14 protein-coding genes and 1 pseudogene are annotated in these 12,094 nt (G+C 67.3%); 14 read left to right on the top strand and 1 reads right to left on the bottom strand.

Annotated elements, in window-relative coordinates; translation table 11 throughout:
* Window positions 1–26: 26 nt before the first annotated feature.
* The 6 genes and pseudogenes from Q8O14_08450 (at window position 27) to Q8O14_08425 (ending at window position 4,278) form a co-directional block, all read left to right on the top strand.
* A pseudogene (locus Q8O14_08450) lies at window positions 27–317 on the top strand (DUF2235 domain-containing protein).
* Between the two features lie 42 nt (window positions 318–359).
* Complete coding sequence (locus tag Q8O14_08445; GenBank protein ID MDP2360768.1) at window positions 360–515, top strand: DUF2235 domain-containing protein; 156 nt, start codon at window positions 360–362, stop codon at window positions 513–515.
* Between the two features lie 386 nt (window positions 516–901).
* A complete protein-coding gene (locus tag Q8O14_08440) occupies window positions 902–1,219 on the top strand; it encodes a hypothetical protein (protein MDP2360767.1) in 318 nt (105 codons plus the stop codon).
* Between the two features lie 194 nt (window positions 1,220–1,413).
* Entirely contained in the window at window positions 1,414–1,806 is a 393-nt protein-coding gene (msrB, locus tag Q8O14_08435) for a peptide-methionine (R)-S-oxide reductase MsrB (protein MDP2360766.1), read from the top strand.
* A 38-nt stretch (window positions 1,807–1,844) separates the two neighbouring features.
* Window positions 1,845–3,176, top strand: coding sequence for a DUF4139 domain-containing protein (locus tag Q8O14_08430; GenBank protein MDP2360765.1), 1,332 nt, complete (start codon window positions 1,845–1,847; stop codon window positions 3,174–3,176).
* 418 nt (window positions 3,177–3,594) lie between these two features.
* The gene (locus Q8O14_08425) at window positions 3,595–4,278 is read left to right on the top strand and encodes an SDR family NAD(P)-dependent oxidoreductase (protein ID MDP2360764.1); all 684 of its coding nucleotides are present in this window, start codon (window positions 3,595–3,597) and stop codon (window positions 4,276–4,278) included.
* Between the two features lie 28 nt (window positions 4,279–4,306).
* Here the strand turns inward: Q8O14_08425 and Q8O14_08420 are convergent, their stop codons facing one another.
* Window positions 4,307–4,666, bottom strand: a complete 360-nt coding sequence (locus Q8O14_08420; GenBank protein MDP2360763.1) for a hypothetical protein — start codon at window positions 4,664–4,666, stop codon at window positions 4,307–4,309.
* A 173-nt stretch (window positions 4,667–4,839) separates the two neighbouring features.
* On the opposite strand from Q8O14_08420, the gene Q8O14_08415 reads away from it, so the two are divergent.
* The 8 genes from Q8O14_08415 (at window position 4,840) to Q8O14_08380 (ending at window position 12,078) form a co-directional block, all read left to right on the top strand.
* On the top strand, window positions 4,840–5,028 hold the full coding sequence (locus Q8O14_08415; protein ID MDP2360762.1) for a hypothetical protein: 189 nt from the start codon (window positions 4,840–4,842) through the stop codon (window positions 5,026–5,028).
* Between the two features lie 24 nt (window positions 5,029–5,052).
* Window positions 5,053–6,564 (top strand): hypothetical protein, encoded by a 1,512-nt coding sequence (locus Q8O14_08410; protein ID MDP2360761.1) that lies wholly within the window; start codon window positions 5,053–5,055, stop codon window positions 6,562–6,564.
* A gap of 148 nt (window positions 6,565–6,712) precedes the next feature.
* Window positions 6,713–6,895 carry a hypothetical protein gene (locus Q8O14_08405; protein ID MDP2360760.1) on the top strand — a complete coding sequence of 61 codons (183 nt, stop codon included), beginning with the start codon at window positions 6,713–6,715 and terminating at the stop codon, window positions 6,893–6,895.
* Window positions 6,896–6,919: 24 nt separating this feature from the next.
* The gene (locus Q8O14_08400) at window positions 6,920–8,500 is read left to right on the top strand and encodes a T9SS type A sorting domain-containing protein (protein MDP2360759.1); all 1,581 of its coding nucleotides are present in this window, start codon (window positions 6,920–6,922) and stop codon (window positions 8,498–8,500) included.
* 357 nt (window positions 8,501–8,857) lie between these two features.
* Window positions 8,858–9,241 carry an RNA-binding protein gene (locus Q8O14_08395; protein MDP2360758.1) on the top strand — a complete coding sequence of 128 codons (384 nt, stop codon included), beginning with the start codon at window positions 8,858–8,860 and terminating at the stop codon, window positions 9,239–9,241.
* Window positions 9,242–9,320: 79 nt separating this feature from the next.
* Window positions 9,321–9,809, top strand: coding sequence for a pyridoxamine 5'-phosphate oxidase family protein (locus Q8O14_08390; GenBank protein MDP2360757.1), 489 nt, complete (start codon window positions 9,321–9,323; stop codon window positions 9,807–9,809).
* 88 nt (window positions 9,810–9,897) lie between these two features.
* Window positions 9,898–11,211: an MFS transporter gene (locus Q8O14_08385; protein MDP2360756.1), complete on the top strand. Its 1,314-nt coding sequence runs from the start codon at window positions 9,898–9,900 to the stop codon at window positions 11,209–11,211.
* Window positions 11,212–11,484: 273 nt separating this feature from the next.
* Window positions 11,485–12,078 (top strand): LemA family protein, encoded by a 594-nt coding sequence (locus Q8O14_08380; protein ID MDP2360755.1) that lies wholly within the window; start codon window positions 11,485–11,487, stop codon window positions 12,076–12,078.
* Window positions 12,079–12,094 lie beyond the last annotated feature (16 nt).

The following is a 12,094-nucleotide window of genomic DNA, read 5'->3' as shown; positions in this document are numbered from 1 at the left end:
ATACACATCTGAAACGGGGAAACCCCATGCGGCGGCTGGTTATCTGCTGCGACGGCACCTGGAGCACACCCGACCAGGACGAGAGCGGCACTCCTGTCCCCGCCAACGTGGTGCGTCTCCACAACGCGCTGGCCGAGACAGACGCCCAGGGCAGGCACCAGTTGGCCTAACACCATCCCGGCGCGGGCACCGAAGACAGATGGTGGGAGAAGGCCAAGGGCGGCAGCGTGGGCGAAGGGCTGAGCAAGAACATCCTCAGCGCCTGGCACTGGCTCTGCCGCAACGTGCAGGACGGCGGCCGCCTCTTCCTTATCGGCTTCAGCCGCGGCGCCTGCACGGTGCGCAGTCTGGCCGGACTGATGTCGGCCTGCGGCCTGCCCGATCTGACCGGCTTGTCCGACGTCGACCGCTGGAAGCGCGGCGTGCACTGCGACGTGGGGGGCGGCTACGCCGAGACCGGCCTCTCCAACGGCGCTCTGCAGTGGATGATCGAGGAGGCCCAGGCCCAGGGTTAGGCCTTCAAGCCGGGCATGCTGCGCCAGGTCCGCCCCAACCACCAGGACGTCCTGCACGACTCTTGCTCCGGCGTCTTCAAGCTGCTGCGCACCCAGCCCCGCCACACGCCAAAACTGACGAGCGGCGACGATCACATCCATTCCACCGCCCTCAAGCGCCTGGAGGATCCGCCCATCCTCCAAGCGCCCTGCCGGCGGACGCAACAGCTCGCCGTGGGTGAATCCTGCCAGCTGGCCATTTACGCCCGCCGACCGTTGGAACATCACTGGCCTCTGGCTGTAGGCGGGCGCCACTTGCGAGTCCAGTGCCGAGGGCCAGTGGATGGACCGCGACCTGGTCTGCGGCCCCAGGGGGCACCAAGGATGGCCGCTTCGACAAGGGTGAATTGATTCACGTCGCCGCGGGGGTCTGGGGTCGCTTCGAACAACTGGTGAAGAAGGTGACCGGCAACGAGGAGGCGGATTTCTGGGGCACGCGGCGGGCCGAGCAGGAGCCCTGGATGGCCCTCATGGGCGCCATCGCCAACGGCGGCGATCCGGGGCCGGACGGCACGCCTGCTCCCCTGGAGACCTTCCGCATCGGCACGGCCCACAGCCGCACGCCGTCCCGCGCCGGCTACCTTTGCTGCCACGCCAACGAGGCCTGGAACTTCTACAAGAACAACCACGGCCAGGTGCGGCTGACCGTGACGCGCACGGCCTGACCTTCGACAAGAGCTCCGCCGGGCGGATGATTTCCTACCTTGCGCCGCGCCCTGCAGAGGCCGGGAGTCCGGCCGTCCGGCAGCCGCGCGGAGGTCCCATGCGACATCCATTGATCTGTTCCGTCCTGGCCTTGCTGCTGTTGGCGGCCTGCCACCACGAGTCGGGACGAAGCCCCAGCGCGGAGGGACATGCGATGAGCGAGGCAAGTCGACCCGATTCCGCCGACCTCAAGGCCCGCCTCAGCCCCGAGCAGTTCCGCGTGACCCAGGAGCGCGGCACCGAGGCGCCCTACACCGGCCAGTACTGGAACCACCACGAGGACGGCCGCTACAGCTGCGTGGTCTGCGGCGTCACCCTCTTCCAGTCGGAGACCAAGTACGACAGCGGCTGCGGCTGGCCCAGTTTCTTCACCGCCGAGAACGACCGCGTCGCCACCCGGCCGGACAGCAGCCACGGCATGCAGCGCACGGAGATCGTCTGCGCCAATTGCGGCGCCCACCTGGGCCACGTTTTCGAGGACGGCCCCCAGCCCACCGGCCTGCGCTACTGCGTCAACTCAGCATCCCTGGATTTCGAGAAGAAATGACCCGCCACGGGCCGGCCGCCGCCGGCAAGGAGATCGTCATGACCCGCACCCTGACCGCCGCCCTGCTGGCCACGCTGATGGCGCCCGTGGCCTGGTGCGCCGGCTCCATCACCATTTACAGCGACGGCTTCGGCCTGATCAGCGAGGAGCGCGAGTTGCCGCTCAAGAAAGGCCGCCAGGAGTGGCTCTTCGACGGCGTCAGCCAGCAGATCGAGCCGGCCACCGTCCTCTTCTCCTGCGAGGGGGTCCGCCTCCTGGAGCAGAACTACGAGTACGACCTGGTGGACGAGGGCACCCTCTTGCGCCGCTACCTGGGCCAGGAGATCGAGGCCCAGTTGGAGGGCGGCGAGTGGCTGCGCGGCACCCTGCTCGCCGGCGGGATGGGCCTCATCCTGCAGACGGCCCAGGGAGTGACCAGCCTGCGGCCGGAGGCCCTGGTCGCCGTGCGCTATCCCAGCCTGCCGGAGGGTCTGCGCCTGCGGCCCGCCCTGCGCTGGGAGCTGGAGGCGCAGAACGCCGGCAACCGCAAGGCGACGATCAGCTACCTGAGTGGCGGGCTGGGCTGGAAGGCGGAGTACGTCTGCCTGCTGGCCGAGGACGACAACAGCATGGAGATGGCCTCCTGGGTCAACCTCGGCAACCAGACCGGCCTCACCTGGGAGGACGCCACCCTGCAGCTGGTGGCGGGCAAGGTCAACCGGGTGCGGCCCGCCATGGAGAACTGGGCCAAGGCGCCGCGCATGGCCATGGCCGAGATGGCCGACGCCGCCGGCGGCTTCGCCGAGGAGGCCTTCTTCGAGTACCACCTCTACACCCTGGAACGCCCGGTGACCATCCGCGACCGCCAGGACAAGCAGGTTTCCCTCTTCGACCCCAAGCGCGTCACGCTGGCCAAGCGCTACATCACGGACAGCAACCGCGGCAACGAGGTGCAGGTGGAGCTGGAGTTCGTCAACAGCAAGGACAAGGGCCCCGGCCTGCCGCTGCCCGAGGGCACGGTGCGCCTCTACAAGCTGGACAACCGCGGCCGCCGGCAGATGGTGGGCGAGGATGCCGTCAAGCACACGCCGGTGGATGAGAGAGTGAAGCTCAGCGCCGGCAAGGCCTTCGACCTGGTGGCCGAGCGCAAGGTCCTGGACGAGAAGCGCAGCGGACGCAGCGTTGACCGCGAGATCGAGGTCGTCCTGCGCAACCGCAAGGCGAAAGAGTCCGCCACCATCATCGTGCGGGAGCGGATGTGGGGCGACTGGAGCGTCCTCTCATCCGACGTGGCGTGGGAGAAGAAGGACGCCGGCACCCTGGAGATGCAGGTGCCCGTCAAGGCCGGGGAGACGCGCACGGTGCGCTTCCGGGTGAGGCATAACGCGTAGCTGGGCTCACGTATTCGGATTGCATCTAAGATTCCCACGACAACCGCCTTGTATTACATGGTTGCCAGATGTTTGAAGGTGATCATGAGTGTTACAACCGTGAGGTTGGGTCAGGATATCGAGGAGACCTCGATGCCTTGGCCGGCAAGCTGCAGCCGAGCACGAACTCTTGCAGGTCGTCGAGCACACGGGCGTCAGCAAACATTGATTTCGACCATCCCCGTGGCAAGGGTTGACCGAGCAAAGGGGTTGTCGCGTGGTGATCGAGATGTCCCAAGCCGGCGCGACATCTTGCGCCGCACAACGCGTCGCTCATGGCCAAGCCCGACAAGCTGCTTGGGCACCGGGTTGCCAGGAAGGAGCGGACTCGCCGCGTACAGCGGCGGAAACAGAGGTGGAAGCAGACAAGAGGAGCACCATGCGCACGGCCCTGGTCACCGGCGGCAACCGCGGCATCGGCCTTGCCCTCTGCGGGCAACTGGCCCAAGCCGGCGTACACGTGCTGATGGGATGCCGCGACGAGGAGGCCGGCGCGGAGGCCCTGCGCGCCGTGGCCGGCGCCGGCTCCATCACACCCGTGGAGCTGGACGTGGCCGACCCCGCCTCCATCGCCACCTGTGCCCGCCTGCTCGACATGCAGGGCCAGGCCGTGGACATCCTGGTCAACAATGCCGCCGTCCTGGTGCGGGGCGACGCGCTGACGGTGGACGAGACCGACATCCTGGAATCCCTCCAGGTGAACCTGCTGGGCGCCTGGCGCTGCTGTCGGACCTTCATGCCGCCCATGATCGCACGGGGCTGGGGTCGCGTGGTCAACGTCTCCTCGGGCTGGGGCTCCTTCACCCAGGGCATGGCTGGACCCGCCTCCTACAGCGTCAGCAAGGCCGCCCTCAACGCTCTCACAGTGTCTTTGTCACACGGGCTGCCGCCGGGAGTGCTGGTCAACGCCGTCAGTCCCGGCTGGGTGCGGACCCGCATGGGTGGGCCGGAGGCCGACCGCAGCCCCGACGAGGGCGCCCGCGGCCTCTTGCGGCTCGCCCTGCTGCCTGAGGGCGGACCCAGCGGCCGCTTCATCCGCGATGAAGAGGAGGTCGGCTGGTAGGGCATGCCAGCGCATCCGCCCCGTCCATTCATGCCGCCCGTGCGGACCCGGCGGCGGACAGGCCCTGGGTGGACAGGCGGGTCAGGCGGACGCCCTGCCGCGCCGCCCAAGTTTCCAGACGGCCGGCCAGTTCGCTTGGATCGCCCAGGAAGACGCTGAGATCCAAATCCACCAGCACCAGCTGGCGGGATCCCGCCTGCGCCACGGCCTCCAGCATCGTCTCCATCCACATGCGGGGCGCCCCCAGGCGCAGCGCCACGTCCCGGCCGCGCAGCCCGGCCAGATCCAGGCACAGCCCGCCCCAGGCCACCAGCCCCAGCAGGCGAAGCTCGCCCACGCTCCGGCGGAAGCTGACCATCACCGGCTTGTTGGTTTTCTGCTTGATCATGGGACACCTCCTTTGTGATTCGCCGGCAAGGTGTCGGGGGGGTGGGACATCAAGCTGCCTGGGTGTCATCAGGCCTATCCCCGCCCGCTGAATAATTGACGTGATGGCTCTTTTCTCTTGGAGCGAGCCACCTCAGCCCTTACGTTTGTTCCGCTTGTGAACCAGGGGGATTAATGAAGCACCGCGCCCGTTTGTTGACCGGGCTGTTTCTGTCGATGGTCCTTTGCGCGCCCGCGGCCGCCGTCTGGACCATCGGCAGCACGCCCACCGATTTCACCTGCACGGATTGGAACGGCCAAAGCTGGAATCTCTACAGCCAGCGCGGCAAGGTGGTCCTCCTCAACTTCGGCGCCACGTGGTGACCGTCTTGTAACACCGAGTTTCCGGTGTTGCAATCCAACTTCGAGGCCTCCTACGATCCCGCCGCCTTCGAAGTCGTCCACATCGACACGGACAACGCCAGCGCCGCCGCCCTGCACGCCCACTGGAACCAATACAACCCCACCTTTCCCGTCCTCGTGGGCTGCGCCAGCATCTACAATCAATACGGCAACAACTACATCCCCTACAACGTGGTGCTGGACACGGAGGGCATCGTCCGCTACACCGCCTCGGGCTTCAACGAGTCGGCCATCCACGCCGTCATCCAGCAGTATCTCAGCCTGCCCAACCCCTTCTTCAACCTGCTGTCGGTGGACATCCTGTCCGACGACAACGGCGACGGCCGGCCAGATCCCGGCGAGCAGGTGAGCTTCGCCCTCACCTTGCGCAACAGTCCCAACGGCATGGCCGCCCAGTCCATCAACATCAGTTGGTCGACCACCTCCAGCGCCCTGTCACCGCAGGTGGCGCAAGCCACGGTGGCGGCCATGGCACCGGGCCAGGTCGTGCAGACGCCGGCCTTCAGTTTCATCGTGTCGTCCGAAGCGGAGCCGCACTGGGCGGATTTCCAGATCCACGTGTCGGCCAACTTCGAGGGCGGCACCTGGGAGCAGAACCTGTTGGTCCAGCAGCGCATCGCCCGTCCCGACCTGCTGCTGGTGGATGCCGACGGCGAGATGGACGACAACGAGAGCTACGCCCTGAACGCGCTCTCGGCCCTGGGCGTGGCCGCCGACCTGTGGGCCCTGGACCAGCAGGGCGCCCTGAGCGAGGTGGAGGCGCTGAGATACCAGCGCATCATCTGGCTGGGCGGCATCCGCAACCCGGACATCACCGCGGCGGAGCGGGCCGTGCTGGAGGCCTTCCTGGACCGTGGCGGCCTGCTGGTGCTTTCCAGCCAGTACGCCTCCAGCAACGCGCAGAACGCCCCCTTCCTCGCCCAGCGCTTCGGCGTGCAAACGACGGCGCTCACCGGCGGCAACATCTTCTGGGCCACCACCACGGCCGACGACCCCTGGTTCGGCGGCATGGACCTCATCCTGTCGGGGGCGGCGGCGGCCAACAACAACGTGCATCCCGATGTCATCGCGGTGACGCCGCCGGCGGTGCAGATGGCCGCTTGGCGCCAGGGGACGTTGGGTCCCGCCGCGGCCTACCTGGCGGGCGGCGGATTCAACAGCATTTTCTGCGGATTCCCCCTCGAGGCCTTGCGTCTCTATGGACCGCTGCCGGCCTCCGTGACCATGGCCGGCTTCCTGCAGCGCGCCTTCGCCTGGCACGCGGCCCATCCCGCCACGCCCCCGGACCCGGTGACGGACCTGTCGCTGGGCATGACCGCCGGCGCGGCCACGCTGCATTGGACGCCCGTGCCCGGCGCCACCGGATATCGCGTGTACCAATCGGCCCAGCCCTGGACTTTTCCAGGACAGCCGGTGATGGAGACGGAGCAGCCCCCCGCGGTTCTGTTCCTGCCCGGCGTGGAACAGCTCTACTTCCAGGTGCGGGCCGTGCGCTGATCTTCTGGCGCGGGAGTTGCTGAATTTGCTTCGGAATTGCCAAATCTCCCGGGAGCATGGTGCGATCATGCTCCCGGCGGTTGACAAAGCATTCAATCGGAACAACACAGGTCCATGGTTCAATACATGGACCCATCAGGGAGGCGGAATGATGAAGAACGCGATCGCGCTGGGCGTGGTCACCCTGGGCATGGCCCTGTCGGCTGAGGCCGCCTGGATGGTGGGCCAAACGCCGACGGACTTCACCTGCAACGACTGGAACGGTGGCAGCTGGAACCTCTACGCCCAGCGGGGCAAGGTGGTGGTGATAAACTTCGGTGCCACGTGGTGACCCTCCTGCAACACCGAGTTTCCGGTGCTTCAAACCAACTTTGAGCAAGTCTACGATCCCGCCGCCTTCGAACTGGTCCACATCGACACGGACAACGCCTCAGCGGCCGCCCTGCATGCCCATTGGGACCAGTACAACCCCACCTTCCTGGTGTTGACGGGCTGCGCCAGCATCTACAGCCAATACGGCAACAACTACATACCATACAACGTCATTCTGGACACAGACGGTATCGTCCGCTACACGGCTAGCGGGTTCAGTGAAGGCGCGATGCACAACATCATCAACCAGTACATGTCGGTTGCTTATCCTGTGTTCACCGTGCAATCGCTGGCCATCGTCTCCGACGACAACGGGGACGGCCGGCCCGACGGCGGCGAGACCATCCACTACGACCTGAGCTTGCGCAACAGCCCCATCGCCGTCCCCGCCAACGGCTGCACGGTGGTCATGACCTGCAGCGACCCGGCCGTGACCATCACCCAGAACACCGTCACCTTCCCAGCCGCCCAACCGGGCGAGACCGTGGAAGGGAGCGGCCCCTTCGTCTACACCGTCGCCGCCGGCATCGAGCCGCACTGGGCCACCTTTAGCTTCGCGTACTCGGCCCCCTACAACGGCGGCACGGCCACGGGCACGCTGACCCACACCCAGCGCATTGGCCGCCCGGCCACCTTGCTGGTGGATAGCGACGGCGGCATGGACGACAACGAGAGCTTCGTCACCTCCGCCCTGGATCTGGCCGGGATCGGCCACGACGTCTGGTCCGGCTTGAACAATCCCCTGGCCGCCGACGAAATGGGCCGCTATGAGCGCATCCTGTGGCTGGGCGGCATCAAGCAGAACGACGTCACCGACGCCGAGGAGGCTGGTCTGCGCACCTTCCTGGACGGCGGAGGACGGCTGCTCTTGTCGAGCCAGTTCATGTCCACCAATCCCGCCCGGGCCGACTTCCTGGCCGACTACTTCGGCGTGACCGTGACCGACACCGATGCCGGCTCCGTCTTCGTGATCGATGGCGTGGCGGGCGACACCTGGTTCGACGGCACCGCCTTCGTCATCACCGGCGTGCAGGGCGCCAACAACAGCCAGGATCCCGACGTGCTGGACGTGACGGCACCCGGCGTGGTCTTCGGCACCTGGCGGCAGGTGGCCAACGCCCCGGCGGCGGTTTACACCACCGGCACGCCCTACGCCGCCATATTCTGCGGTTTCCCCGTTGAGGCCACGCGCATCCATTCCTCGGTCACCGGTTCCATGAACATGCCCATGTTCCTCGAGCACGTCATGGACTACTTCATGGGGACCGGCGTGACGCCGGCGCCGGCGGCCGGCCCGCAGGACTTCCGCCTGGTGCAGGCCACGCCCAACCCCTTCAATCCGACCACCACGGTGGAATATCGCCTGGAGCGGGAAGGCGCGGTGGCGCTGGCCGTCTTCAACACCCTGGGGCAGGAGCTGCGGCGTCTTGAGGCGGGCCGCCAGGCGGCGGGCACCCACGCCCGCACCCTGGACGGCGCCGAGCTGGCCAGCGGCCTCTACCTCGTGCGGCTGGTGGTGGACGGCCTGCCCCGCGACGCGATGAAGGTCATGCTGGTCAAGTGAGGCCGACGACATCCTGACGCCGAAGAGGGTGCCCGCGGGCACCCTCTTTCATTTACCGCGATCGCGCCGACCAGCCATGCTCCGGACTGTGAAGGGAGATCCCGGCCTGGCCTGGATCGGCGATTGTCCATGCGAAATTGTGAGTGGACTTCCCCCCCGCTAACACTACATTCCCGCGCCGCTTGTCGCGTATGTCCTTGCTGGAAGGAGCATTCGGGCGGGAATCCGGGTCCGCTCCGCTGGGCCGGACGGCCGGGGCGACGTGACAGGGGCGTGGTTCGAAACGAGGCAGCTCCGGGCTGACACGTTCAAGGCACGGCGTGGATCCTCACAGTTCTTCCAACAGGAGTCTTTTCGATGAGCAAGAAGTTGTACGTCGGCAACTTGAACTTCACCATGGGCAGCCAGGACCTCGAGGAGCTGTTCGGAGCCTACGGCCAGGTCACGTCGGCCACGGTCATCATGGATCGCGACACGAATCGCTCCAAAGGCTTCGGCTTCGTGGAGATGGCCAATGACGGCGAGGCGGCCACGGCCATCGCCGAATTGAACGGCAAGGAGATCAACGGTCGCGCCCTCACCGTCAACGAGGCCCGTCCGCGCGAGGAGGGCAGCCGGCCCCGCGGCGGCGGCGGTTTCGGCGGGGGCGGGGGCGGTCGCGGCGGCTTCGGCGGCGGCGGCGGCAATCGCAGCGGCGGCGGTGGTGGCGGCTACGGAGGCGGCGGCAACCGTCGTTTCTAGCCCTTCGAACCAGCCCACGTGGACAATCCACCAGCCCCCGTCCGGATCGGGGGCTGGTCTTTTTGGGGGAGCCATGGACATGCAACGGCCCCTGCGCCGGCGGGACAAGGCCATGGACTCGCGGGCCGGCCTGGATGAGGTGCTCCACGGCGCGGAGCTGCTGCACCTGGCCATGGCGGTGGATCAGGAGCCTTACCTGGTGCCGCTTTCCTTCGGTTATGACGGCCGCCGCCTCTTCTTCCACACGGCGCGGGAGGGCCGCAAACTGGAGATGCTGGCCAGGAACCCCCGCGTCTGTTTCGCGGCCCACTGCGACCTGCGCCTGCTGACGCATCCGGACAGGGCCTGCTCCTGGAGCTTCGCCTACCGCTCGGTGATCGGCACCGGCCTCGTGCGGGAGTTGCGCAGCCACGACGAGCGGCGCGCCGCCCTGGACGAAATCATGCGCCACTATGGCGGCCAGGGCGCCTGGGACTACCAGCCGGCCAGCCTGGAGCGGACGCGGGTGTGGGCCATCGAGATCGAGTCCCTGAGCGGCAAGCAGTCGGACGACAAGGATGCGGCCTGAGCCCTGCTTGCGGCCAGTTCCTTAGCTTGCGGCCCATCGGATTCGACCGGCGAGGACCACAGACCCGTCCCGACCTGAAGGCGCCCGCATGCTCCGCCTCTCCGCCTGGCGCGATTTCGCGCCCATCCCCCGTCTGGCCATCGTGGGGCGCGCCCTGCGTCACCGCAACTACCGGCTCTTCTTCCTGGGACAAGGCGTGTCGCTGGTGGGGACCTGGATGCAGCGGGTGGCGCTGGCCTGGCTGGTCTACCGCCTGACCGACTCGGCCTTCCTGCTGGGCCTGCTGAGTTTCGCCGGCAACCTGCCCACCTTCCTCATCGCGCCGCTGGCCGGCGCCATCGCCGACCGGGTGGACAAGCACCGTCTGCTCTTCGCCACCCAAGTGATGTCCATGCTGCAGGCCCTGCTGCTGGCGGCGCTGGTGCTGGGCGGCTGGATCCAGCTCTGGCACGTCGTCGCCTTGAGCGTGCTGATGGCCGCCATCAACGGATTCGACATGCCCGTGCGCCATGCCCTCCTGGTGGAGCTGGTGGACGACCGCCGGGATCTGGGAAATGCCATCGCCCTCAACTCCTCCATGTTCAACGGCGCCCGCCTGCTGGGACCCTCCCTGGCCGGCCTGCTCATCGCGCTGGCCGGTGAGGGGGTCTGTTTCCTGGCCAACGGCCTGAGCTATGTGGCCGTGCTGGCCTGCCTGCTGATGATGCGACTCCCCGCCCGGGACGAGGCCCGTGCCCGGGAGCGGCGGCGCGGCTTGCGGGAGGGCCTGGGCGAGAGCTGGCGCTATGTCATGGGTAATCCCCCGCTCTGGGCCATCCTGCTCCTGCTGATGGTCTTCAACTTCGTCGGCATGACCTACACCGTGCTGCTCCCCGTCTTCGCCCGCGACATCCTGGGCGGCGGCCCGGACACGCTGGGCTTCCTCATGGGCGGCGTGGGCGTGGGCGCCCTCGGCGGAGCTTTTCATCTGGCCTCGCGCCGCAGCGTCCTGGGTCTCGGCCGACTCATCGTCATCTCGGCGGGCATCTTCTGCCTGGCCCTGGTCGCCTTCGCCCTCTCCACCTCGGTCTGGCTCTCCCTGCTGCTCATGCTGCCCATCGGATTCGGGCAGATGATCCAGATGGCCGGCAGCAACACACTGTTGCAGACCCTGGTGGAGGACGAGCAGCGCGGCCGCGTGATGAGCTTCTACACCATGTCCTTCATGGGCAGCTTCCCCGTGGGGGCCTTGTTGTTGGGCTGGCTGGCGGATGTCTGGAGCGCCCCCTGGGCCCTGGCCTGCGGCGCCCTGGTCTACGCCGCCTGTGCCGCGTTGGCGCTGCCGCGCATGCCGCGACTGCGGCAGATGGCCCACGCCGTCTACGTCCGCCGCGGCCTGTTGCCAGGCCAGGAGTGCGCCTGACCTTCCCCGGCGACTAACAGCCTGTCGGGCTTGGGCCTTGGATGGGATTCGCGCCCAAATCGAGGCCGGTTTTTCGGAAGTTTCGCAGGGCATACTGGTGGTCTGTTCAAGAAACTTGCGGAAAATCCGGACCGAATGGGGCGATGAAGACCGCCAAGTGGCCAAGTCCGACAGGCTGCTGGGCCATGCCGCTTCCACTTGCGTCCTGATTTCGCCGTATTGGGGCGTCCCCCCGACGCGGGCGGTCCGCGCCCGCCAATCAAGGAGATGATCATGCTGGGAATCGTCATTGTGCTGGCGCTGCTGGGTGTCCTCTTCCTCTACGTGATCGGCATCTACAACCGCCTGGTGCTCCTGCGCAACCGCTACCAGAACGCCTTCGCCCAGATCGAGGTGCAGCTCAAGCGCCGCTACGACCTCATCCCCAACCTGGTGGAGACGGCCAAGGGCTACATCTCGCATGAACGGGAGACCCTGGAGGCGGTGATCGCCGCGCGCAACACGGCGCTGGCCATGCTTGAGGCGGCCAAGGCCCAACCAGGCGCCGGGGCGGCCATGGCCGGGCTCGGCCGCGCGGAGGGCGGGCTCTCCGATGCCCTGGGCCGCTTGAGCGTCGTGATGGAGGCCTACCCGGACCTCAAGGCCAACACCACCATGATGCAGCTCAGCGAGGAGCTGACCAGCACGGAAAACAGGGTCGCCTTCGCCCGCCAGGCCTACAACGACCAGGTGACGGACTACAACAGCACGCGCCAATCCTTTCCGACCACCCTGTTCGCGCCGGTCTTCGGCCACCCCGTCGACGCCTCCCTGCTGGAGTTCGCCGACAGCGCGCAGTTCCAGGCGGCGCCCAAGGTGAGTTTCTGAGGAGAACCGGGGGCGC

This window comes from bacterium (assembly GCA_030685015.1).
GTDB lineage: Bacteria > CAIWAD01 > CAIWAD01 > CAIWAD01 > CAIWAD01 > CAIWAD01.
The sequence above is the reverse complement of the archived record's forward strand: the minus strand, read 5'-3'. Positions and strand labels throughout refer to the sequence as shown.